This is a genomic window from Pseudomonas mandelii (assembly GCF_024138395.1).
GTDB classification, from domain to species: domain Bacteria; phylum Pseudomonadota; class Gammaproteobacteria; order Pseudomonadales; family Pseudomonadaceae; genus Aquipseudomonas; species Aquipseudomonas mandelii_E.
In genome coordinates, this window is sequence record NZ_JAMYDU010000003.1 from 50,059 (window position 1) to 73,935 (window position 23,877).

Consider the following 23,877-nt stretch of genomic DNA (forward strand, 5'->3'; position numbering starts at 1 on the left):
GGCCGAAATCTTTCGGCCGACATTTACTCGTCGTCGAAGTTGTAGCTGCCCGGCGCCAGGTTTTCGAAGCGGGTGTATTTACCGATGAACGCCAGTCGGGACGTGCCGATCGGGCCGTTCCGCTGCTTGCCGATGATGATCTCGGCGATGCCTTTATGCTCGGTTTCCGGGTGGTACACCTCATCCCGGTACACGAACATGATCACGTCAGCATCCTGCTCGATCGCTCCGGATTCCCGCAAGTCGGAGTTGATCGGGCGTTTGTTCGGTCGTTGCTCCAGGGAGCGGTTGAGCTGGGACAGCGCCACCACCGGGCAGTTGAATTCCTTGGCGAGGGCTTTCAAGGAACGGGAGATCTCGGAAATCTCGTTGGTCCGGTTATCACCGCCGGAACCTGGAATCTGCATCAACTGCAGGTAGTCGATCATGATCAGCGCGATGTCGCCGTGTTCACGCACCAGACGCCGGGTCCGCGCGCGCATCTCCGACGGGCTGATACCGGCCGTATCGTCGATGAACAGCTTGCGATCGTTCAGCAGATTGACCGCCGAGGTCAGGCGCGGCCAATCGTCGTCGTCCAAGCGACCGGCCCGGACTTTGGTCTGGTCGATACGCCCAAGGGACGAAAGCATACGCATGATCAGCGATTCGCCTGGCATCTCCAGTGAGTAAACCAGTACGCACTTGTCGCTGCGCAACACGGCATTTTCCACCAGGTTCATCGCGAAGGTGGTTTTACCCATGGACGGACGGCCGGCGACGATGATCAGGTCGGAAGGCTGCAAGCCGCTGGTCTTTTCATCGAGGTCGGTGTAACCGGTGGACAGGCCAGTGATGGCGTTGTCGGTGTTGAACAAGGTGTCGATGCGGTCGATAGCCTTGGTTAGCAGGTCATTTACGCTCACCGGGCCGCCGGTTTTTGGCCGGGCCTCGGCGATCTGGAAAATCTGCCGCTCAGCTTCGTCGAGAATCTCTTCAGCCGTGCGGCCTTCCGGATTGAAAGCGCTGTCGGCAATTTCGGTGGCGATGCCGATCAACTGCCGCAACGTCGCCCGTGCACGAACGATTTGCGCATAGGCCTTGATGTTGGCGACGGACGGCGTGTTTTTCGCCAGCTCACCCAGGTAACCGAGGCCACCGACTTGCGAGGTCTGACCTTCCTTGTCCAATTGCTCGGCAAGGGTCACGACGTCAATCGGGGAGTTCTGGTCCGCCAGCTTGGCGATGGCCCGAAAGATCAGGCGGTGGTCATGCCGATAGAAATCGCCGTCGGAGACTTGATCGAGCACGCGTTCCCAGGCGTTGTTGTCCAGCATCAAACCACCGAGCACGGCCTGTTCGGCCTCGATGGAATGCGGCGGCACCTTCAGGGCAGCGGTTTGCAGATCGTATTGCTCGGGAGCGGAGATATCGTTCATGGCCACTTGGAATTAGTTGTAGAAAATCAGGAACTGCAGAAAGACAAAGGGCACGACCTGTAAACAGGATCGTGCCCGATGTTACCGACAAGCACCCGAGGGTGCCAGCCGACAAATTGCTGCTTAAGCTGCTACCACGACAACGCGTACGGTGGCTTCAACTTCGGCGTGCAGGTGCACGGCTACGTCGAATTCGCCTACGTTGCGGATGGTGCCGTTCGGCAGACGAACTTCGCTTTTTGCAACTTCAACGCCAGAGGCGGTCAGTGCATCAGCGATGTCGTGGGTGCCGATCGAACCGAACAGCTTGCCTTCGTCACCAGCGGTGGCAGTGATAGTCACTTCCAGCTCAGCCAGTTGGGCGGCACGGCTTTCAGCCGAAGTTTTACGGTCTGCTGCGGCTTTTTCCAGCTCAGCGCGACGCTCTTCGAACGCAGCCAGGTTGGCAGCGGTCGCAGCGGTAGCTTTGCCGTAAGGCAGCAGGTAGTTACGACCGTAACCAGCCTTAACGTTCACTTTGTCACCCAGGTTGCCCAGGTTGGTGACTTTTTCCAGAAGGATCAGTTGCATGTGAAAATCCTCTTAACTTTTAACCTTCACCGTTCGCGTTATCGGCATCTTTCGGTGCCGAACGACCGCGAAAATCAATCAGGCTGTCGACGATGGCCAAGACCACCAGCAACGGATAGATCAGCTGCATGAACAGCAACAGCGTGACGTACAACCCCACCAGCCAGAATTTGGCCAGTCGCTTTTGCGCCACCAGCCCGTGAATCAGGGCCAGCCCGGCGAACACCAGCGGTACGCTGCACAACGGTGTCAACATGGCCATCTGCGAGCCTAAGTTAGGCCCCAGAAGCATCAACACCAGCAGCAACATCGCCGGTAAAAGCGGGATTCGGATGGCACGAAACTCGCGACCAAAACCACCCGGGTTGTACAACAACGCCTGCCAGTAGCGCCCGACAATCAGGCTCAGCACACTGACGATTTGCAACAAGGCCGCAATCAGGCCGGTCAGGACCGGTGCAATCAGGGACGCGAAACGCGCTTGCTCGTCTACCGACAATTGCTGGTAGACATCACCGAGTAGCGACGGCATGACTTTTATCAAAGCCTGCGCCAGCATCTCGATCTGGGGCGCAAAAGCCGCCCCCAGCACCACTGAAAACACCAATCCCATCGCTATGCTGACCAGCAGCACGCGGTTCCAGGACTCGCTTGCGCGCAAAACCAACGCAAGGCTCGAAGACCCCAGCAGCACCAGAAGTGCCCGTGGGTCGTCGGAGTAAAGCCACCAGATCAACGCCGGCAGCAGTCCCAGAGCAAGAACGCCCAAGGCGTCCTTCAATCCGCGCCGCAGGAGCACAAGGCATCCTGCGGCAGCACCCAACCAATACAACAACGGCAACGTTGCACATCCGGCCACTACCAGAGTGGCCTGCATACGGCCGCGCATGATGAACTCAGCTAAGGCGCGCATGCATTCAATCCTTTGCTACGTGTCGACTGCCCGGTCTCAGCGGCCGTGGCTGTCGGTGTAGGCCAGCAGGGCCAGGAAGCGGGCGCGCTTGATAGCGGTGGCCAGCTGACGCTGATAACGAGCTTTGGTACCGGTGATGCGGCTTGGAACGATTTTGCCGGTCTCGGATACGTAAGCTTTCAGAGTGTTGAGATCTTTGTAATCGATCTCTTTCACGTCTTCAGCGGTGAAGCGGCAGAATTTACGACGACGGAAGAAACGTGCCATGTAATAGGCTCCTCAAAAGGTCCGTGGATTACTCGTCAGCGTTATCGCTGGCGTCGCTGTCATCACCATCAACGCCTTCGGCGTCGGAGTGCTCAGGACGGTCGCGACGCTCACGGCGCTCACTGCGGTTTTCTTCAGCCTTGAGCATCTCGGATTGGCCGGTAACGGCTTCTTCGCGACGGATGACCAGGTTACGGATCACTGCATCGTTGTAGCGGAAGTTGTCTTCCAGCTCGGCCAGGGCCTTGCCAGTGCACTCAACGTTCAGCATCACGTAGTGAGCCTTGTGAACATTGTTGATTGCGTAGGCCAGTTGACGACGGCCCCAATCTTCCAGACGGTGGATTTTGCCGCCGTCTTCTTCGATCAGCTTGGTGTAACGCTCAACCATGCCGCCGACTTGCTCGCTTTGATCCGGGTGGACCAAAAAGATGATTTCGTAATGACGCATGAATGCTCCTTACGGGTTGTAGCCTGCCGCTCAAAAGCGGTCAGACAAGGAGTGAATGACACTTATGGACTTGCTTGCGATAGACACATGCGTGCCTGCCGTCACAGCAAGGGGCGCAATTGTAGAGAAGGGACAAGAGAGGCGCAAGGCAATTGGTGATTATTTGAACAATCACCTGAACTCAAATCTGAACACCCGTAGAACGGTTGGACTGTAGGAGCTGTCGAGTGAAACGAGGCTGCGATCTTTTGATCTTGAAAAAATCAAAGTCAAAAGATCGCAGCCTCGTTTCACTCGACAGCTCCTACAGGGGTGCGTCAGGACTTTTTGGCGGCAGCTTTGACGCCGCGCTGACGCAGGGCCTCGAACAGGCACACGCCAGTCGCCACGGAAACGTTGAGACTGCTGACACTGCCTGCCATCGGCAGACGCACCAGGTAGTCGCAAAGATCGCGAGTCAGGCGGCGCATGCCGCTGCCTTCCGCGCCCATGATCAGGATGGTCGGGCCGGTCAGGTCCTGCTGATACAGCTCCTGCTCAGCTTCGCCCGCCGTACCGACGACCCACAAGCCACGCTGCTTGAGCTTTTCCAGGGTGCGCGCCAGGTTGGTCACAGCCACCAACGGAATCACTTCCGCCGCGCCGCAGGCGACTTTACGCACCGTCGGGGTCAGGGTGGCTGACTTGTCCTTTGGCACGATCACCGCCAGTGCGCCGGCCGCATCGGCCGAACGCAGGCAAGCGCCAAGGTTGTGCGGATCGGTCACGCCGTCGAGCACCAGCAACAGCGGCGCGCCTTCGGTACGATCGAGCAATTCGTCGAGCATCGCCTCGCCCCAGACCTGACTCGGACTAACGTCCGCCACCACGCCCTGGTGCACGCCTTCTACCCACGCATCCAGCTCACGACGCTCAGCCTGACCGACCGCTACGCGATTTTCGGCAGCGAGTGCGATCAGCGTCTGCACCCGCGGATCACTGCGGCCTTCAGCCAGCCAGATCTGCTTGACGCGTTTTGGGTGGTGACGCAGCAACGCTTCTACAGCGTGCACGCCATAGATCTTTTCCAACTGACTCATGACTTGGCCTTAGGTTTACGCGCCCCGCCACTTCTGGCAGCTGGAGCGGAACCCGCTTTTGGCGGGCCTTTACGGTGTTTGCTCGGTTTTGCTGGCTTGCCGCCGGAGGCCTTGTCAGGCGCCGACCGCCCGGTCTTTCCCCCAGACGCCGCTTTACCGCCGCTTTTCGCTTCAGACAGCAACGCCTGCTTCAGTTCACGACTTTTGCGCAACTCGGCATTTTTTGCCGCCGCATCGCTCGGGCGATAGGCTTCGACAGCCTTTTCCTTGGCAGGACGACGACCGGTTTTCGCCGGCGCCGGTTCTGCGGCGGTTTTAGCAGCTGGAGCGGCTGCTTCGGTTCCGCGCTTCTTGCGACCGATCGGCGCGCTGATGGTTTTTTCAGCCATCTCGAAGTCGATCTTGCGCTCGTCGAGGTCGACGCGCATGACGCGAACTTCAACGGTGTCGCCAAGGCGGAAGCTGCGACCGGTACGCTCACCGGCGAGGCGGTGATGTACAGGATCGAAGTGGTAGTAATCGCCCGGCAGCGCGGTGACGTGCACCAGGCCTTCAACGTAAATGTCGGTCAGTTCGACGAACAGACCGAAACCGGTCACGGCAGTGATCACACCCGGGAACGATTCGCCCACGCGGTCTTTCATGAACTCGCACTTGAGCCAGTTCACTACGTCGCGGGTCGCTTCGTCGGCACGGCGCTCGCTCATCGAGCACTGCTCGCCGAGCTGCTCCAGAATCGCTTCGTCATACGGATAGATGCGCGCTTTCGGAATGATCATCGCGCCGGCACGGCGAACGTGCGGGGTGTCCATTTTCGAATGGATGACGCTGCGAATCGCCCGGTGCGTGAGCAAGTCCGGGTAGCGGCGAATCGGCGAAGTGAAGTGGGTATAGGCTTCGTAATTCAGGCCGAAGTGGCCCTGGTTATCAGCGCTGTATACCGCTTGGCTCAACGAACGCAGCATGACGGTCTGGATCAGGTGGAAATCCGGACGATCCTTGATGCCTGCCAGCAAAGCCTGGTAATCCTTCGGCGACGGACCATCCTTGCCTTTGTGCAGGGACAGGCCGAGCTCGCCAAGGAAGGCGCGCAGTTTTTCCAGACGCTCCGGTGGCGGGCCGTCATGGACGCGATACAACGCAGGGATTTCGTGCTTTTTCAGGAATTCGGCAGTGGCCACGTTGGCCGCCAGCATGCATTCCTCGATCAGCTTGTGGGCGTCGTTGCGAACGGTTGGACGGATTTCGGCAATCTTGCGCTCGGAACCGAAGATGATTCGGGTTTCCTGCGTTTCGAAATCGATCGCGCCGCGCACGTGACGGGCCGCCAGCAGAACCTTGTACAGCGCGTACAGCTGCTTGAGGTGCGGCAGGACGTCGGTGTATTCACCGCGAAGCTGACGCGCTTCGGTGGCTTTCGGCGTCTCCAGCATGGCGCTGACTTTGTTGTAGGTCAGGCGAGCGTGGGAGTGGATCACCGCTTCGTAGAAGCAGTAGTCGGTCATCTCGCCGGATTTGGAGATGGTCATCTCGCAGACCATGGCCAGGCGATCGACGTGCGGGTTCAGCGAGCACAGGCCGTTGGACAGTTGCTCTGGCAGCATCGGCACGACGCGCTCGGGGAAGTACACCGAGTTGCCACGAACCTGGGATTCGTTATCCAGCGCCGAACCGATTTTCACGTAGCTGGAAACGTCGGCGATCGCCACGTACAACTTCCAGCCACCGGAGAACAGGCGCAGCTTGCCCGGTCTGGCTTCGCAGTAGACCGCGTCATCGAAGTCGCGTGCATCTTCACCGTCGATGGTCACGAACGGCAGGTGACGCAGGTCGATGCGCTTCTCTTTGTCTTTCTCTTCGACTTCCGGCTTGAGCTTGGCGGCTTCTTTGAGCACCGCTTCAGGCCAGACGTGAGGAATATCGTAGGTGCGCAGGGCGACATCGATTTCCATGCCCGGCGCCATGTAGTTGCCCACGACTTCGACCACGTCGCCTTGCGGCTGGAAGCGTGGCGTCGGCCAGTGAGTGATCTTCACTTCGACGAACTGACCAACCTGGGCGTTGGCGTTGCGGCCCGGCGTCACCAGTACTTCTTGCTGGATCTTCGGATTGTCCGCGACGACAAAACCGATACCGCCCTCTTCGAAGTAACGACCGACGATGGTCTCGTGGGCACGGGACACCACTTCAACGATCATGCCTTCGCGGCGACCGCGACGGTCGAGGCCGGAAACACGGGCCAGGGCACGGTCGCCATCGAACACCAGGCGCATTTGCCCCGGGCTCATGAACAGGTCGTCACTGCCGTCGTCCGGGACCAGGAAGCCGAAGCCGTCACGGTGACCGCTGATGCGGCCCAGGATCAGGTCGAGCTTGTCCACCGGCGCATAAGTGCCGCGACGGGTATAGATGAGTTGAGCATCGCGCTCCATGGCGCGCAGGCGGCGACGCAGGGCTTCGATCTGGTCCTCTGTGGTCAGACCAAACTCTTCGACCAGCTGCTCGCGGTTAGCAGGCGAACCTCGATCAGCAAGGTGCTGAAGGATCAGTTCGCGGCTAGGAATAGGGTTTTCATATTTTTCCGCTTCACGAGCGGCCTCGGGATCGAGGGACTGCCAATCGGCCATTAGAGAGTTTTCACCTTGTCTATATGCGGGTTAGTTTGGCATAGGCGTAATGAAACGGGAAATTTCAGGCTGTGACAGCCCATCTAAAGCCCTTTATCGACATCGCAAAGCTGATTTAAATACCACTGGAGAAATTTTCCAGGTTTTTTCGATGTCGGGGGTTTACAGTTAAAAAGACGCTCCGTATAGTGCGCGCCATCGACGACGCAGACGCGCTGCCGATACTGCCCAGATGGTGAAATTGGTAGACACGCCAGCTTCAGGTGCTGGTGACCGCAAGGTCGTGGAAGTTCGAGTCTTCTTCTGGGCACCAATTTCGAGCTTGAGATTAGAACAATTTCAAGACTCACACAAAAACCCGCGAAAGCGGGTTTTTGCATTTAAGGCTTCCGATTTATTAAAACTAAATCAGGGGTTTACAGATCAAAATGCTCTCCGTATAGTGCGCCACATCAACAGCGGCAACGCTTGCGATACTGCCCAGATGGTGAAATTGGTAGACACGCCAGCTTCAGGTGCTGGTGACCGCAAGGTCGTGGAAGTTCGAGTCTTCTTCTGGGCACCAATTCAAATTCAAGGTTACGATCTTGAATTTCACAAAAACCCGCGAAAGCGGGTTTTTGCGTTTCTGGCTTTCGAAAAAACTCATGAGCATCTCAGCACGGCCTCTGTAGGAGCTGCCGAAGGCTGCGATCTTTTGATCTTCAGCGATTCAATTGCGCCAACCATCAAGATCAAAAAATCGCAGCCTTCGGCAGCTCCTACGGGAGATCATTAAGCCCTCCTCTAGCAAACACTCCTCAGAATCTGCAAGACGCACATGAGAAACAATATCGTTTATCATTGTTACAAGATTTTGCAATACGACAGTGAGGAACCCTGCGAATGATGTTTCGAAATACCCTGCGCCGCGGCCTGACCATCACCCTGCTCGGCCTGACACTCGCCACTCCCCTCACCCAAGCCGCCGACCCGATTTCCCTGACACTCTATAACGGCCAACACAAGGAAGTCGGCGACGCCGTCGCCAAAGCCTTCGAAGCCAAGACCGGGATTCACGTCAATGTGCGCAAGGGCAGCAGCAACCAGCTCGCCAGCCAGATCGTCGAAGAAGGCGATCGCTCCCCCGCCGACCTGATCTACACCGAAGAATCCCCACCGCTGAACAAACTCGGCGAACAAGGCCTGCTGGCCCAGACCGACGCCGCCACCCTCGCCGTTCTGCCAAAGGACTATGTTGCCGGCAACGGAACCTGGATCGGTATCACTGCGCGAGTCCGCGTGGTTGCGTTCAATCCCAAGTTGATCGATGAAAAAGACCTGCCCAAGTCGGTAATGGAGTTCTCCGATCCGAAATGGCAAGGCAAGGTCGGCTTCGTTCCAACCAGCGGCGCATTTCAGGAACAAGCCGTAGCAATCATCAAAGTGCACGGCATGGACGCCGCCGAAGAATGGCTCACCGGCCTGCGCGCTTTCGGCAAGACTTACAGCAACAACATGGTCGCGCTGAAAGCTGTGGAAAACGGCGAAGTCGCCACCGTGTTGGTGAACAACTATTACTGGTTCGCCTTGCAGCGCGAAAAAGGCCAGCTCGATTCGAAACTGCATTACTTCACCGGCGGTGATGTCGGCGGGTTGATCACCGTTTCCAGCGCTGCGGTGCTGAAATCCAGCAAGCATCCAAAAGAAGCCCAGCAATTCCTCGCCTACATGGCCAGCGAAGAAGGTCAGCGCGTGATCACCCAGACCACCGCCGAATACCCGCTGCACAAAGGCATGGAATCGGATCGCGGCCTCAAGCCGTTCAGCGAACTGCAAGCACCGAAAGTCACGCCCGCCGACCTCGGCAACGCCGAAGAAGCCCTGGACCTGGAACGTGACGTTGGCTTGAACTGATGAGCGCATCGTTATCTGCCACCGCCTTGGGCAGCGGCTATGTGCCAAAGCGCAAGCAGCCATCGATCTGGTTGCTGCTGCCGGTTTTGCTGCTGGTGGTGCTCAGCCTGTTGCCACTGGCTTACGTCGGACTGAAGACCTGGCAGGCCGGCTGGGCCGAGGCGCTGCATCTGTTGTGGCGACCTTACGTGTTTGGCCTGCTGCGTAATACCTTGGCACTGATGGTGGGCGTCACGCTGGCCTGCGGTGTGATTGGTTTGTCGCTCGCCTGGTTGCTGGAACGCAGCAATCTGCCGGGGCGACGGCTATGGGGCGTGATCCTGTGTCTGCCATTCGCGGTGCCGGCGTTTGTCAGCAGCTTCACCTGGGTCTCCCTGAGCGCTCACTTCGAAGGGCTGGGCGGGGCGATCCTGGTGATGACCCTGTCCAAATACCCGCTGATTTTTCTGCCGGTGGCGGCAACCCTGCGCAATCTCGATCCGTCCCTGGAGGAGTCCGCACGAACCCTGGGGCAGAATCGCTGGGGCGCGTTCTTCAAAATCACCCTGCCCTTGCTCTGGCCGTCACTGCTGGCCGGCTCGCTGCTGATTGCGCTGCACATGCTGGTGGAGTTCGGTGCGCTGTCGATCATCGGCCTGCAGACTTTCACAACAGCGATCTACCAACAGTTCGAGCTGGAGTTCAGCAACGCTAACGCAGCAATGCTTTCGGCGGTGCTGCTGGCGCTGTGTCTGGTGCTGCTATGGCTGGAGCTGCGCATGCGTGGCAAGGGCCGACATGTACGCACCGGCCAGGGCGCGGCGCGACATGCGCAGCAGGTTCGCCTGGGGCCATGGACGACTGCCGGACAACTTTACTGCCTGCTGTTGGCGATCATCGGCAGCGGTATTCCGCTGGGGATGCTGGCGTACTGGCTGATGGTGGGTTCGTCAGCGGCGTTCCCGGTGGCCGCGATCAGCGAGGCCTTGTTGTCGTCTCTGGCGTTGTCCCTCGGTGGCGCGGCGCTGTGCCTGGTGCTCGCGGTACCGGTAGGGTTGCTGGTGGTGCGTCATAAAGGCCGACTGGCAATCTGGGCCGAGCGCCTGCCGTATCTGCTGCACGCACTGCCAGGACTGGTGATTGCGCTGACCCTGGTGTATTTCGCCCTGCATTATGTGCCGGTGCTGTACCAGACCTCCGCGCTGCTGCTCATTGCTTATGCGCTGTTGTTTCTGCCGCTTGCTCAAGCGCCGATTCGTACGGCGCTGAACAAGGCAGCACCACAACTGGAAGAGGCTGCACGCACACTGGGAGCGTCGTCCTTCAGCGCGTTTTGTCGGGTGACGCTGCCGATTATCTTCCCTGCCTTGGGGGCAGCGTTTGCGCTGGTGTTTCTGGATGCGATGAAGGAGCTGACGGCAACGCTGTTGCTGAGTCCGACCGGGCTCAATACGTTGGCGACGGAAGTCTGGGCGCATACCGCGAATGTGGAGTTTGCGGCGGCGGCGCCTTATGCGGCGTTGTTGATTGTGGTGTCGGGGTTGCCGGTGTACCTGTTAACAACCCGGATGTATTTGAGCCGTTGAAAAGCTTCGCGGGCAAGCCTCGCTCCTACAAGGATGGCGCCATCCCTGTAGGAGCGAGGCTTGCCCGCGAAGGCGTCAGCCCTGACAAAACATCAAGCCCTGAACTGCCCCAGACTCGCCTTCAACTGCGCCGCCAAGCCATCCAGCACCTTGCCACTCGCCGTAGTCTCCACCACCGCCTGAGCAGCCTTCTCAGCTTGAGCATGAATGGTCTCAACCCGCCCACGCACGGCCTGTGCACCTTGCGCCTGATGCGCCGCGGCCTGGGTCGCCAGACCGATCGCCGCATGTACCTGCTCGACCGACACCTGCACCGACTGCTGCAACCGCGCGCTGTCGCGCAAAACCAGCAAACCTTCGCTGGCCTGACGTCCGGCCTGCCCGATGGCCGCGACGGCCTCGCGCGCGCCCTGCTGCAACGCAACGATATGCGCCTGAATATCGCCGGTTGAGCTCTGAGTCTTGCTCGCCAGTGCCCGCACCTCATCCGCCACCACGGCAAACCCGCGACCGGTCTCGCCGGCACGCGCCGCCTCGATGGCCGCGTTCAATGCCAGCAAGTTGGTTTGTTCGGCGATCCCGTGAATCACCGTCAAAACCACTTCAATCTGCTCACTTTGCTGCGCCAGGCGCTCGATGACTTTCGCGCCGGTGTCGACCTGTCCGGCCAACGCTTCGATCAGGCTGCCGACTTTCGCCGAGGTCCGAGTGTTTTCATCCGTGGCCTGACGAATGCCCACCACCTGCTGCAAGGCGGCCTGCATGGCGTGGCTTTCAGACTGAGCTTCGTCAGCCATTTGCGACAACGCGCGCAAGCTTTCGGCCACCTCATCGCGCTGCATGCCCGCCGCCGCATCCGCACCGGCATTGCGCAGGGTCATGGCGCCGATTTCCACGCCGGTCCGCTGAGCCACATCGCCCGCCTCCCGCACGATCGGCTGCAACTTATCCACAAAGCGATTGACCGCCGAGGCCATGTCGCCGATCTCATCCTGACTGTTGATCTGCACCCGCTTGGTCAAATCGCCCTCACCTGCCGCCAGGTCATCCATGGCGGCGATCAGTAGCTTCAAGCGGTTGACCACTCGACGACCCAGCACCACCGCCAGCAACAGCAGCACACCAAAACCCACCACCGCCAGGCCCATGCCGATGCGCCAGCGCAAAGTTCCGGCAGCTTCCTGCACGGCGCTGGTGGTATTGGCTTTCATTTCAGTGGCGGTGGACTGCGCCGATTGCAGACGCCCACGCATCGCCGTTGCGCTGTCAGCTGCCGCGCCTTTGAGGCTATCACCCACCAGTTGATCGCTGCTGGCAATCAGCGCCGAGAAGCGCTTGTCCAGCGCCGCCAGATCGGTTTCCACGGAGGCGGTCGAGACACCCATCAGAACCTTGCCAATCTCTACCCCATTAGGGTTGATCGAGGCTTCAAGGTAGTAGACCGACGGATCGTTCTTCGCCGCATCCAGCACCTTGTCCAGCGCCCGCTCGCCCTGGCCTTTTTCCAGAAGCGCCTTGTTGATCGGGTTCTCCCGGTTGAGGTAGCGCGTCAGGTGCTGGCCCGTGGCATCGTCGTAAACCACGAACAACACATTGGGATTACGTTGGGCACGGCGAGCGAATTCGGACAGGGTGGGAATGTCGCTGTCCCACATGGCGCGGGGTGCGACCGAGGCCAGAAGCTGCGCCATGTCGTTGGCCGAATCCTTCAGGTCCTTCTCCAGCGTCGTACGCAGTTGTGCCTGCTCGTCCTTCAGACGCGAAGACAGCCCGGCGGTCAGGCGCTGACGGGTACTGGTGGACAGGTTATCCAGGCTCGATGTGACTTCACGCCCTGCCTGCTCAAGCTCAGCAGAGAGCTTTTGGCTGTCGGCGTCCAGCCGCATACCCAAATCAGCTTCCAGCGCAGTCACTGTGCTCCGGGTCAGAGCGACAGCTACCAGCACCTGCACCAAAAGGGCGATACCAAGGGTAACGAACACGGGCCGCAAGAGACGGCTTTGTAACAGTGAGAGAACGGCCGACACTGAAAATCCCTCTGCTTTGACGCCATCAAATTGATAGCACGTCAGAAACGATGCTTTTTCAATGTTCACAGCAAAGGTCATGCCGTTCGACAGGTATAAACGACAAAGGCCCCAATTAAGGGGCCTTCGTGTTTTACATCAACGACTTATTAAGCGAACGGGTGACGCAGAACGATGGTTTCGTTGCGGTCCGGGCCCGTCGAAATAATGTCGATCGGCGCACCGATCAGCTCTTCAACGCGCTTGATGTAAGCACGGGCGTTAGCTGGCAGCTCTTCCAGGGTTTTGGCACCCACGGTCGACTCTGTCCAGCCCGGCACTTCTTCGTAAACCGGCTGCAGGCCCATGTAGCTGTCAGCGTCAGTCGGGGCAACGTCCTTACCTTCTGCATCTTTGTAGCCGATGCAGATGTTGATGGTTTCCAGGCCGTCGAGTACGTCCAGCTTGGTCAGGCAGATGCCCGAGATGCTGTTCACGTCGATAGCGCGACGCAGGATAACAGCGTCAAACCAGCCACAACGACGAGCACGGCCGGTAGTCGCGCCGAACTCGTGACCTTGTTTAGCCAGGTGCGCACCGACTTCGTCGAACAGCTCAGTCGGGAATGGACCCGAACCTACACGTGTGGTGTAAGCCTTGGTGATACCCAGGATGTAGTCCAGGAACATAGGACCAACGCCCGAACCGGTAGCAACGCCGCCAGCGGTGGTGTTAGAGCTGGTCACGTACGGGTAGGTGCCGTGGTCGATGTCCAGCAACGAACCTTGGGCGCCTTCGAACATGATGTCTTTGCCAGCGCGACGCAGGTCGTGCAGCTCGGCAGTCACGTCCAGCATCAGCGGCTTGAGCAGTTCAGCGTATTCTTTGCACTCGGCCAGGGTCTTGTCGAAGTCGATGGCTGGCTCTTTGTAGAAACCGACCAACATGAAGTTGTGGTATTCCACCAGCTCACGCAGCTTGGCTTCAAAGCGCGGCATGTTGAGCAGATCGCCTACGCGTAGACCGCGACGGGCAACCTTGTCTTCGTAAGCCGGGCCGATGCCGCGACCGGTAGTACCGATCTTCAGCTCGCCACGGGCCTTTTCACGGGCCTGGTCCAGCGCTACGTGGTAGGACAGGATCAGCGGGCAGGACGGGCTGATACGCAGGCGCTCGCGCACCGGTACGCCTTTCTCTTCCAGCTTGATGATTTCCCGCAGCAGGGCGTCGGGTGCAACCACCACGCCGTTACCGATCAGGCACTGCACGCCTTCGCGCAGCACGCCCGACGGAATCAGGTGCAAGACGGTTTTTTCGCCGTCGATCACCAAGGTGTGGCCAGCGTTGTGGCCACCTTGGTAGCGCACTACGGCGGCAGCATGTTCGGTCAGCAGATCAACGATCTTGCCTTTGCCCTCATCACCCCATTGGGTGCCCAGGACTACGACATTCTTACCCATAACACTTGTCCTCATTCGCGCAAACTTGGTGCCGGCGGCGGCCGGCAGGAAAACTCAAGAAGCCAGCGGCAATACTTGCCAAAGCCCGTTCTGCTGAATCAATTGCCGGTCGCAGTCCGCTTCACGGGCGGCGGCCAAAAGCTGCCCAGGCAATGCCTGAACGACACGCTGACCCTCACTGCGCAACTGGCAAACCTGCTGCCAGAGTGCTGCATCCGTACTGTCAGGCATCCAGATACCGCCAGACGGTAGCTCGATTTCAGCACGCCCCAGGGTCACCAGGGTTTTCAAATCGGTAGAGAAACCAGTCGCCGGACGGGCGCGACCGAAGTCGGCGCCGATGTCGTCGTAACGACCACCCTGAGCGATGGACTGGCCAACACCCGGCACGAACACGGCGAACACTACACCTGTGTGGTAGTGGTAGCCGCGCAACTCGCCCAGGTCGAAATACAGCGGTAATTCCGGGAAACGCACGGACAGACGCTCGGCGATCGCCAGCAAATCGTCCAGGGCCGCCAGCACAGGCGCCGGCGCATTGGCCAGTCGCTCGCGGGCAGCGCTCAACACTTCACGACCGCCACACAGATCGACCAGCGCTCGCAGCATGCCCGACAGATCGGCAGGCAAGCCTTCGGTCAAGGTAATGACCTCGTCGATGGCTTTACGTTGCAATGCATCGAACAACTGTTGCTCGACTTCGCCGGACAAACCGGCCGCGCGGGCCAGGCCGCGGTAGATGCCGACATGGCCGAGGTCCATGTGCACATCCGGCACATCGGCCAGTTGCAGCATGGCCAGCATCAGGCTGATGACTTCCACATCGCTGCTCGGGCTGGCATCGCCGTACAACTCGGCGCCCAGTTGAATCGGGCTGCGCGAGGACGACAAGGCACGTGGCTGAGCATGCAGCACGCTACCGGCATAGCACAGACGGCTCGGGCCTTCGCGACGCAGGGTATGCGCATCGATGCGCGCCACTTGCGGCGTGATGTCGGCACGGAAACCCATCTGCCGGCCCGACTGCGGGTCGATGACCTTGAAGGTACGCAGATCGAGGTCCGAGCCCGCGCCAGTCAGCAGGGATTCCAGGTACTCGATATGGGGAGTCACGACAAACTCGTAACCCCAGCTCTGGAACAGATCCAACACCTGACGACGCGCTACTTCGATGCGCGCAGCTTCTGGTGGCAGTACTTCTTCGATGCCATCTGGCAGCAGCCAGCGGTCTACCGTTGCCATTACGCCATTCCCCTATGATCCGGGCGACAAGCCTTTGGGCGAGCCTTGAGTGAAGCAGAAAATGATCGGCTCATGTGCAAACCACGCGCATGAACAACGGGGCGAAAAGCCTGAAACCGGCTTCGCCAATCACTTTCCTCGAAAAACCTGTCGAGTCAATCAACTCGGGCGCCTGCATGAAAACACCAATCAAACGTGCAGACGCAAAAAAGCCGGGAATTTCCCGGCTGCCGCATCATACACACGTTTTCCCAAAGGATCACCCCGCCCGAGGTTTTAGCCGCCAGGCGGGGGATGATTCAGGTCAACGCCGTATCAAGGCTTGGCTTTTTCCAGGTAACGGAAGAAGTCACTGCTTGGGTCCAGGACCATGACGTCGGATTTGTTCGCGAAGCTTTCACGGTAGGCGCGCAGGCTACGGTAGAACGCGTAGAACTCCTGATCCTGACCGTATGCCTTGGAGTAGATCGCAGCAGCCTGGGCGTCACCGTCACCGCGAACCTCTTCGGATTCACGATAGGCTTCAGCCAGCAGCACGCGGCGTTGACGGTCGGCGTCGGCACGGATGCCTTCAGCCAGCTCGTTACCCTTGGCGCGGTGCTCGCGAGCTTCACGCTCACGCTCGGTGCTCATACGTTCGAACACGCTGCGGTTCACTTCCTTCGGCAGGTCGATGGTTTTGACCCGGACATCGACAACTTCGATGCCCAGCTCTTTTTCCGCCATCTTGTTCAGCGAGTTGGTGATGTCCGCCATCAGCGCATCACGCTCACCGGACACTACTTCGTGCAGGGTGCGCTTACCGAACTGGTCACGCAGGCCCGATTCCAGACGACGGGAAAGACGCTCGTCGGCAATCTGCTTGAGGCCGGAAGTCGCGGTGTAGAAGCGCTCGGCATCTTTCACGCGCCACTTGGCGTAGGCATCGACCATGACGGCTTTCTTTTCCAGCGTCAGGAAGCGTTGTGTCGGTGCATCCAGCGTCATCAGGCGCGCGTCGAATTTGCGCACCTTGTTCACGTAAGGCACTTTCACGTGCAGGCCCGGCTGAACATCGGCCTGGACCACGCGACCGAACTGCAGCATCACCGCGCGTTCGGTCTGAGCCACGATGTAGAAGCAGTTCCAGGCAACGATCGCCAGGACGACGCCGACAATAAGGGCGATCAGCGATTTATTGCTCATCAGCGACTCTCCCTGGTACGTGCTTGCTGTTGCTGCAGATCGGCTGCCGCACGCGCATTCGCTTCATTGCTGCTGGCTGCCGCGCCAGTCACCGGAGTGCTGGTGCTGCGACCGCTGTCGACCATCTTGTCCAGCGGCAAGTACAGCAGATTGTTCTGGCCATCCTTGTTGCCGGTCACGAGAACCTTGCTGGTGTTGCTGAAGATTTCCTGCATGGTGTCCAGATACAGACGCTGGCGGGTAACTTCAGGGGCCTTGCGATACTCGGCTACCAGTTTGGTGAAGCGATCGGCCTCACCCTTGGCGCGGGAGACGGTCTCGTCGCGGTAACCGTTGGCATCCTCGAGGATGCGCTGGGCCTGACCACGGGCTTCCGGCACGACGCCGTTGGCGTAGGTTTCAGCCTGGTTGCGCGAACGCTGCTCGTCTTCACGGGCGCGGATCACGTCATCGAAGGCTTCCTGAACTTCACGCGGTGCCGCTGCGCTCTGTACGTTGACCTGAGTGACGGTGATGCCGGTGCGATAAGTATCGAGGAAGCGTTGCAAACGCTCCTTGATTTCGCTGGCCATCAATTCACGACCTTCGGTCAGCACCTGATCCATGGCGGTAGAACCCACCACGTGACGCAAGGCACTGTCAGTCGCATGCTGCAGGCTGATTTCCGGCTGATCGACGTTCAGCACGAAGTCCTGCAGGTTGCTGATCTTGTACTGCACGGTCAGCGGCACTTCGACGATGTTTTCGTCTTCAGTCAGCATTTGACCCTGCTTGGTATAGGCACGCTCACGCGTGACGTTTTCCATGTACTTGCGATCGATCGGCGGGAAATAGATGTTCAGGCCCGGGCCGACGGTTTCATAGTACTTGCCGAAGCGCAGCACTACAGCTTGTTCCTGCTCGTCGACCACATAGACAGCGCTGTACAGCCATACGGCCGCCAGCACGACCAGGCCGATGCCGAGCAGGCCGCCAAAGCCGCCACTCTTGCCCGGACCACCGCCCTCGTCACCGCGTTTTTTACCACCACCGAACAACCCGTTCAGGCTTTCCTGCAGCTTTCGGAAGGCCTCGTCGAGATCCGGTGGTCCCTTGCGGTCGCCGTTATTGCGGCGCTTGCCACCCCAAGGATCCTGATTATTCGAGTTGCCACCCGGCTCATTCCAAGCCATAGCGCTCTCCATCTGATAAAGCAAAGACGCACCCACGGCGCGCCGACCAATGCTACAGAATGCCTGTCACCGCGGCACAACCGCTTTCTCAGGCTTTTATTGCAAAGTGTGTTGCTCGATGAATTCCATCGGTTGCAGACCTTCGCGGCTCACGAGTCGATTCAATTCGATCCGTGGCAAGCGAACGGCCAGCAAGCTGATGCCTTCTTCGTCGTGTTCTTCTTTTTGCACCGCACCGAGTTCGAAAAACTGCGCACGCAGTCGAGCAAAACGCTGCGGCAAGCGCAAGGTGCCAACAAACAAATCACTGCCTAACAGTTCGGCCACAGCCTGTTTGAGCAGGTCCAGGCCGGTACCGTCCTTGGCCGACAACCAGACCCGCTGCGGTTTGCCATCGGCATCGCGCTGGATCTGCGGCTCAACACCCTCGAGCAGATCGAGTTTGTTGTATACCTCAAGGATCGGCAAGTCTTGTGCTCCGATCTCCCCAAGCACCACCATGACCTGTTCAATCTGGGCCATCCGCTCAGGCTCATGCGCATCGATCACATGCAGCAGCAGGTCGGAGTTGCTCGACTCTTCGAGCGTAGCCCGAAATGCCTCGACCAGTTTGTGCGGCAGGTGGCGAATGAAGCCCACGGTATCGGCCAGTACGATCGGCCCGAGGTCGTCGAGTTCGAGCCGGCGCAAGGTCGGGTCGAGGGTAGCGAATAACTGGTCGGCGGCGAAGACGTCGGAATCGGTGACCGAGTTGAACAGCGTCGATTTGCCGGCGTTGGTATAACCCACCAGTGAAACCGTCGGAATGTCAGCACGTTTGCGCCCGCGACGAGATTGCTCGCGCTGGCTGCGGACCTTTTCCAGGCGTCCCTTGATCTGCCGCAGGCGAACCCGCAACAGGCGCCGGTCGGTTTCCAGCTGGGTTTCACCCGGGCCGCGCAGACCGATACCGCCCTTCTGCCGCTCAAGGTGAGTCCAGCCACGAACCAGCCGCGTACTCATGTGTTCAAGCTGGGCCAGTTCGACCTGGAGCTTGCCTTCATGGGTTCGGGCGCGTTGGGCGAAGATATCGAGAATCAAACCCGTGCGGTCAATCACGCGGCACTCGAAAATACGTTCGAGGTTACGTTCCTGACTGGGCGTGAGGATGTGATTGAAAATCACCAGATCGACCTGTTCGGCGCTGACCAGGTCGCGTAACTCTTCGACCTTGCCGCTGCTGATCAGGGTTTTGGCGGTTGGCCGATGACGCGGCACGTTAAAAAACGCGACGGTCTCGGCGCCTGCCGAAATTGCCAACTCCTGAAACTCCTGCGGATCTTCGCGCGCCTCAGGGTCCTGACCATCCAAGTGAACGAGAATTGCCCGCTCACCACCACCGTGGCGCTCAAAGAACAAAGGAGACTCCTATCAGGCGTTACCTGGCTCAGCGTCACCTGCTTCGGATTCGGTTGCGCTAGGCAGACGAATTGGACGAACCGGCACCACTGTAGAGATAGCGTGTTTGTAAACCATTTGGCTAACGGTGTTTTTCAGCAGGATAACGAACTGGTCGAAAGACTCGATCGTGCCTTGCAGTTTGATCCCGTTGACCAGGTAGATGGAAACCCCCACTTTCTCTTTACGTAAAGTATTCAGGTAAGGGTCTTGTAGCGAATGCCCTTTTGACATGTGCCGCACTCCTTTAAGGATTCAATATAAAAATAGGTAAACAGATGGCTTGGGGCCGTCACACCCCCAAGGATAGACGGCAATTGCAAGGACTCAGCTCAATATGGAGATGGTCCCAAGGTATTTCAAGGCGCGCGGCAGATTGTCGCAATCGAGGCTGTCCAGCCAGTGTAAATCAGCCCAACTGCGTAGCCAGGTGAACTGGCGCTTTGCCAATTGGCGCGTGGCAATGATTCCACGCTCCTGCATCTCGGCTTGCGTCAGCTTGCCATCCAGGTAATCCCAGACTTGTCGATAACCTACAGCACGTATAGACGGCATCCCCGAATGCAGGTCACCTCTATCTCGCAGGGCTACGACCTCGTCGATGAATCCCTGTTCCAACATATTTGTGAATCTTTGTTTAATACGCTCGTGCAGTACCTGGCGATTTGCCGGGGCGATAGCCAAGTTCGCGACAGTATAGGGCAATTGTTGCAGTCCCGAAGCGGCTGCTTCAGTACTTTGCGCAGATTGTCGCAAGCGTAGCTCAGTCATGCTCTGACCACTGACGCGATAAACTTCCAGCGCTCGACTAAGGCGCTGCGGATCGTTCGGATGAATTCGCGCGGCGGATTGCGGATCGATGACCGCCAATTGATCGTGCAGGGCTTGCCAGCCAAGGCGTGCAGCCTCTTCTTCGATTTGCGCGCGCACATCAGGATCGGCCGCTGGCATGTCGGCCAGACCTTCGAGCAAAGCCTTGTAGTAGAGCATTGTGCCGCCTACCAGTAGCGGAATTTTGCCCCGCGCGGTGATCTCGGCCATGGCTTCGAGCGCATCACGACGAAAATCCGCAGCCGAATAACTCTCGGCGGGGTCGAGAATATCGATCAACCGATGCGGAAATTCGGCTAACAACTCTTTGGACGGCTTGGCGGTGCCAATGTCCATGCCACGGTAAACCAGCGCCGAATCGACGCTGATCAGCTCGCAGGGCAGAACCTTGGTGAGTTCGATGGCCAGGTCGGTCTTGCCCGCAGCCGTCGGCCCCATCAGGAAAATCGCAGGAGGGAACTGGCTCATCAACGACCGCGCAAAAACAGTTTGTCCAGATCGTCCAGGCCCAATTGGGTCCAGGTCGGTCGGCCATGGTTGCATTGACCGCTGCGTTCGGTGTTTTCCATGTCTCGCAGCAGACCGTTCATTTCCGGCAAGGCCAGACGCCGATTCGCGCGAATCGCGCCGTGGCAGGCCATGGTGCCGAGCAGTTCGTTCAGGTGTGCCTGAATCCGGTCACTGGTGCCATATTCCATCAAATCCGCCAGAACGTCGCTGACCAGTCGATTGGCTTCCGCCTGTTTCAGCAATGCGGGGATTTGCCGGATCGCCAGCGACTCCGGGCCAAGACGCTGCAACTCAAAGCCCAGCCGCTGGAACCATGCGACGTGTTCTTCGGCGCAATCGGCTTCACGCTGACTGACGGCCAGGGATTCCGGCACCAGCAATGGCTGACCGCTCAGGCCTTCACTGGCCATGGCGACTTTCAGCCGTTCGTACATGATCCGCTCGTGGGCGGCGTGCATGTCCACCAGCACCAGGCCTTGGGCGTTTTCCGAAAGAATATAGATGCCTTTGAGCTGCGCCAGCGCATAACCCAGCGGCGGAATGTCGTCCTGCCCGGCCGGCAATGCGACTGCATTGGCCTCGGGCAAAGGCGCGAAAAACTCGCGGTAGGCCGCTTGAGCTTCGGCGACGGGCACGCCGGACTGAGGCCGCGGCGAGTACTGATATTGATAACCGGCGCCAGCGCCCGAGCCAGCCGGGGTGTTGAACGACGGTTGCGCCTGAGGCTGTTCCAGCAGCGCATTGGCCGCCAGACGCATTTCGCCCTGCGGACCGAACTCCCCAGCATCGAGCCCGGTGGGCCGGACAATCGCCGTCGCGACAGGCGCGGCCAGATGATCTTCCGGCCGCACATCGCCGAGGGCGCGGTGCAAAGTGCCATAGAGGAAATCGTGAACCATGCGCCCGTCGCGGAAGCGCACTTCGTGCTTGGTCGGGTGGACGTTGACGTCGACGCCCGCCGGATCGACTTCGAAAAACAGCACGAACGTCGGGTGCCGACCGTTGAACAGCACGTCGCGATAAGCCTGGCGCACCGCGTGGGCCACCAGTTTGTCGCGCACCGCACGGCCATTCACAAAGAAGTACTGCAAGTCTGCCTGGCTGCGGTTGAAGGTCGGCAACCCGACCCAGCCCCACAAGTGCAAACCATTGCGTTCGATTTCGATCGGCAGCGCCTGCTCCAGAAAACCCGCCCCGCAGATCGCCGCCACACGCCGGGCGCGGGCCGCGTCATCATGGGCTTCGTGCAGGCTGAGGATGGTTTTGCCATTGTGGCGCAGATGGAAGGCCACGTCGAACCGCGCCAGCGCCAGACGCTTGATCACTTCTTGCAGGTGACCGAATTCGGTTTTTTCGGTCTTGAGAAACTTGCGGCGCGCCGGAGTGTTGAAGAACAAATCGCGCACTTCCACCGAAGTCCCCACCGGATGGGCCGCCGGCTGCACGCGAGGCGCCATGTCCCGGCCTTCGGTTTCCACCTGCCAGGCCTGATCGGCATCGCGAGTGCGGGATGTCAGGGTCAGGCGCGCCACGGAGCTGATGGACGCCAGTGCCTCACCACGAAACCCCAGGCTCATCACCTGTTCGAGATCTTCCAGGTTGCGAATCTTGCTGGTGGCGTGACGGGCCAGGGCCAGGGGCAGGTCATCGGCGGAAATGCCGCTGCCATCGTCGCGCACCCGCAGCAACTTGACGCCGCCCTGCTCCACATCGACGTCGATGCGTTTGGCACCGGAGTCGAGGCTGTTCTCCAGCAACTCCTTGATCACCGAGGCCGGGCGCTCGACCACCTCACCGGCGGCAATCTGGTTCGCCAGCCGCGGGCTGAGCAGCTCGATGCGCGCGGTATTGGTCAGCACCTGATTCATTCTTTGGCCGCCAGTTCAGTGCCGGGAATGGTCAGATGCTGACCGACTTTGAGCTCATCACTCGACAGATTGTTGGCGCTACGCAGAGTGGCGGGCGATACCTGATAACGCACCGCGATCATCGCCAGGGTTTCGCCGGGGTTCACGCGATGGTCACGCGGGCCCTGGGCGATTTTGCCGGAATCGCGCAGCCAGGCAATGTAGGTGCCCGGCGGTGGATTCTGCTGGAAGAATTGCCGCACGCCGCTGCTGATAGAGCGTGCCAGCGCTTGCTGATGGTTCGCAGCGGAGAGCTTCGAAGCTTCATTGGCGTTGGAGATAAACCCGGTTTCGACCAGGATCGACGGGATGTCCGGCGACTTCAGCACCATGAACCCGGCTTGCTCCACGCGCTGTTTGTGCAGCGGCGTGACGCGACCGATGTTGCTCAAGACTTTCTGGCCAACGTTCAGGCTGGATGTCAGGGAAGCGGTCATCGACAGATCGAGCAGCACGCCGGCCAGCATACGGTCCTTGTCGTCGAGGCTGACGTTGCCGGCACCGCCGATCAAGTCGGAACGGTTTTCGCTGTCGGCCAGCCAACGGGCGGTCTCCGAGGTGGCGCCCCGATCAGACAAGGCGAACACCGAGGCGCCGAACGCGGCGGTAGAAGGCGCAGCGTCGGCGTGGATCGAGACGAACAGGTCGGCGCCCTTCTTGCGGGCGATTTCCGTACGGCCGCGCAATGGAATGAAGTAGTCGCCGGTGCGAGTCAGTTCGGCGCGGAAGCCTTTCATGCCATTGACCTGACGCTGCAGTTCACGGGCGATGGCCAGCACCACGTCTTTTTCACGCTGACCGCGAGAGCCCGAGGCACCCGGGTCTTCGCCACCGTGGCCGGCGTCGATCACCACAATGATGTCGCGCTTGCCAGCCGGGGCGGGCGGCAATTTGATCGAAGGCTCGGAGGGTGCGACGGGTACGGCAGGCAACGTGGCCACAGACGATGTTGGCGCAGGCGGTGGCGCGGCGTCGGCCGGGTTGTCGAACAGGTCGACGACCAGACGATTTCCGTACTGGGCGTTCGGCGCCAGGGTAAAACTTTTCGGCGTGACGGCTTTTTTCAGGTCGATGACCACTCGCAGGTCGGTCGGCGTACGTTGAGCCGAGCGCATTGCGGTGATCGGAGTGTTCGAGGTATTGACGTTCAGCGGCGACCCCAGCGATGCGCCATTGATGTCGATCACCAGTCGATCCGGTGCGGTCAAGGTAAAGACGCTGTGCTGGACAGGCCCCGTCAGGTCGAACACCAGTCGCGTGTTGTCCGGCGCCCGCCACAGGCGAACACTGTTGACCTTTGTCTCGGCCACAGCGTCGACGGTCACCGCCAGAAACAACATC

The 23,877-nt window shown here is 59.5% G+C and carries 20 protein-coding genes and 2 tRNA genes; 5 read left to right on the forward strand and 17 right to left on the reverse strand.

Annotated features, from left to right (window positions below):
* Nucleotides 1-23: 23 nt before the first annotated feature.
* The 7 genes from dnaB to rnr all read right to left on the reverse strand — a co-directional run bounded on the left by dnaB (nucleotide 24) and on the right by rnr (nucleotide 7,325).
* Nucleotides 24-1,418 (reverse strand): replicative DNA helicase, encoded by a 1,395-nt coding sequence (gene dnaB, locus NHU87_RS06545; protein WP_007902695.1) that lies wholly within the window; start codon nucleotides 1,416-1,418, stop codon nucleotides 24-26.
* Nucleotides 1,419-1,541: 123 nt separating this feature from the next.
* Nucleotides 1,542-1,988, reverse strand: a complete 447-nt coding sequence (rplI, locus tag NHU87_RS06550; RefSeq protein WP_003197251.1) for a 50S ribosomal protein L9 — start codon at nucleotides 1,986-1,988, stop codon at nucleotides 1,542-1,544.
* A 19-nt stretch (nucleotides 1,989-2,007) separates the two neighbouring features.
* On the reverse strand, nucleotides 2,008-2,901 hold the full coding sequence (locus NHU87_RS06555) for a hypothetical protein (protein WP_007902692.1): 894 nt from the start codon (nucleotides 2,899-2,901) through the stop codon (nucleotides 2,008-2,010).
* Nucleotides 2,902-2,937: 36 nt separating this feature from the next.
* The gene (rpsR, locus tag NHU87_RS06560; RefSeq protein WP_002551829.1) at nucleotides 2,938-3,168 is read right to left on the reverse strand and encodes a 30S ribosomal protein S18; all 231 of its coding nucleotides are present in this window, start codon (nucleotides 3,166-3,168) and stop codon (nucleotides 2,938-2,940) included.
* Nucleotides 3,169-3,196: 28 nt separating this feature from the next.
* Complete coding sequence (rpsF, locus tag NHU87_RS06565) at nucleotides 3,197-3,619, reverse strand: 30S ribosomal protein S6 (protein WP_007902678.1); 423 nt, start codon at nucleotides 3,617-3,619, stop codon at nucleotides 3,197-3,199.
* 317 nt (nucleotides 3,620-3,936) lie between these two features.
* Nucleotides 3,937-4,698: a 23S rRNA (guanosine(2251)-2'-O)-methyltransferase RlmB gene (gene rlmB, locus NHU87_RS06570; RefSeq protein ID WP_253546732.1), complete on the reverse strand. Its 762-nt coding sequence runs from the start codon at nucleotides 4,696-4,698 to the stop codon at nucleotides 3,937-3,939.
* Nucleotides 4,695-7,325, reverse strand: coding sequence for a ribonuclease R (gene rnr, locus NHU87_RS06575; protein WP_253546734.1), 2,631 nt, complete (start codon nucleotides 7,323-7,325; stop codon nucleotides 4,695-4,697). The genes rlmB and rnr overlap by 4 nt, the downstream gene beginning before the upstream one ends.
* Before the next feature lie 226 nt (nucleotides 7,326-7,551).
* Here rnr and NHU87_RS06580 point away from each other — a divergent pair.
* From NHU87_RS06580 to NHU87_RS06600, 5 genes are all read left to right on the forward strand, one after another.
* Nucleotides 7,552-7,638: transfer RNA gene (locus NHU87_RS06580), tRNA-Leu, on the forward strand.
* A gap of 165 nt (nucleotides 7,639-7,803) precedes the next feature.
* Nucleotides 7,804-7,890: transfer RNA gene (locus NHU87_RS06585), tRNA-Leu, on the forward strand.
* Nucleotides 7,861-8,103, forward strand: coding sequence for a hypothetical protein (locus NHU87_RS06590; RefSeq protein WP_253546736.1), 243 nt, complete (start codon nucleotides 7,861-7,863; stop codon nucleotides 8,101-8,103). The genes NHU87_RS06585 and NHU87_RS06590 overlap by 30 nt, the downstream gene beginning before the upstream one ends.
* Before the next feature lie 107 nt (nucleotides 8,104-8,210).
* Complete coding sequence (locus NHU87_RS06595) at nucleotides 8,211-9,221, forward strand: iron ABC transporter substrate-binding protein (protein ID WP_253546738.1); 1,011 nt, start codon at nucleotides 8,211-8,213, stop codon at nucleotides 9,219-9,221.
* On the forward strand, nucleotides 9,221-10,786 hold the full coding sequence (locus NHU87_RS06600) for an ABC transporter permease (RefSeq protein ID WP_253546740.1): 1,566 nt from the start codon (nucleotides 9,221-9,223) through the stop codon (nucleotides 10,784-10,786). The genes NHU87_RS06595 and NHU87_RS06600 overlap by 1 nt, the downstream gene beginning before the upstream one ends.
* Before the next feature lie 92 nt (nucleotides 10,787-10,878).
* On the opposite strand, the gene NHU87_RS06605 is transcribed toward NHU87_RS06600, so the two are convergent.
* The 10 genes from NHU87_RS06605 to NHU87_RS06650 form a co-directional block, all read right to left on the reverse strand.
* Nucleotides 10,879-12,813 (reverse strand): methyl-accepting chemotaxis protein, encoded by a 1,935-nt coding sequence (locus NHU87_RS06605; RefSeq protein WP_253546742.1) that lies wholly within the window; start codon nucleotides 12,811-12,813, stop codon nucleotides 10,879-10,881.
* Nucleotides 12,814-12,962: 149 nt separating this feature from the next.
* Nucleotides 12,963-14,252, reverse strand: a complete 1,290-nt coding sequence (locus NHU87_RS06610; protein WP_253546744.1) for an adenylosuccinate synthase — start codon at nucleotides 14,250-14,252, stop codon at nucleotides 12,963-12,965.
* 54 nt (nucleotides 14,253-14,306) lie between these two features.
* Entirely contained in the window at nucleotides 14,307-15,494 is a 1,188-nt protein-coding gene (locus tag NHU87_RS06615; RefSeq protein ID WP_253546746.1) for an ATP phosphoribosyltransferase regulatory subunit, read from the reverse strand.
* Between the two features lie 315 nt (nucleotides 15,495-15,809).
* Complete coding sequence (hflC, locus tag NHU87_RS06620; RefSeq protein ID WP_253546748.1) at nucleotides 15,810-16,679, reverse strand: protease modulator HflC; 870 nt, start codon at nucleotides 16,677-16,679, stop codon at nucleotides 15,810-15,812.
* Nucleotides 16,679-17,851: an FtsH protease activity modulator HflK gene (gene hflK, locus NHU87_RS06625; protein ID WP_253546750.1), complete on the reverse strand. Its 1,173-nt coding sequence runs from the start codon at nucleotides 17,849-17,851 to the stop codon at nucleotides 16,679-16,681. Before hflK ends, hflC begins: the two co-directional genes overlap by 1 nt.
* A gap of 96 nt (nucleotides 17,852-17,947) precedes the next feature.
* Nucleotides 17,948-19,249 carry a ribosome rescue GTPase HflX gene (hflX, locus tag NHU87_RS06630; protein ID WP_008009827.1) on the reverse strand — a complete coding sequence of 434 codons (1,302 nt, stop codon included), beginning with the start codon at nucleotides 19,247-19,249 and terminating at the stop codon, nucleotides 17,948-17,950.
* 12 nt (nucleotides 19,250-19,261) lie between these two features.
* Nucleotides 19,262-19,522 carry an RNA chaperone Hfq gene (gene hfq / locus NHU87_RS06635; protein ID WP_007902656.1) on the reverse strand — a complete coding sequence of 87 codons (261 nt, stop codon included), beginning with the start codon at nucleotides 19,520-19,522 and terminating at the stop codon, nucleotides 19,262-19,264.
* 93 nt (nucleotides 19,523-19,615) lie between these two features.
* Entirely contained in the window at nucleotides 19,616-20,587 is a 972-nt protein-coding gene (miaA, locus tag NHU87_RS06640) for a tRNA (adenosine(37)-N6)-dimethylallyltransferase MiaA (RefSeq protein ID WP_253547380.1), read from the reverse strand.
* The gene (gene mutL / locus NHU87_RS06645) at nucleotides 20,587-22,497 is read right to left on the reverse strand and encodes a DNA mismatch repair endonuclease MutL (RefSeq protein WP_437180819.1); all 1,911 of its coding nucleotides are present in this window, start codon (nucleotides 22,495-22,497) and stop codon (nucleotides 20,587-20,589) included. Before mutL ends, miaA begins: the two co-directional genes overlap by 1 nt.
* On the reverse strand, nucleotides 22,494-23,876 hold the full coding sequence (locus NHU87_RS06650; RefSeq protein ID WP_437180820.1) for an N-acetylmuramoyl-L-alanine amidase: 1,383 nt from the start codon (nucleotides 23,874-23,876) through the stop codon (nucleotides 22,494-22,496). The genes mutL and NHU87_RS06650 overlap by 4 nt, the downstream gene beginning before the upstream one ends.
* Between the last annotated feature and the right edge of the window lies 1 nt (nucleotide 23,877).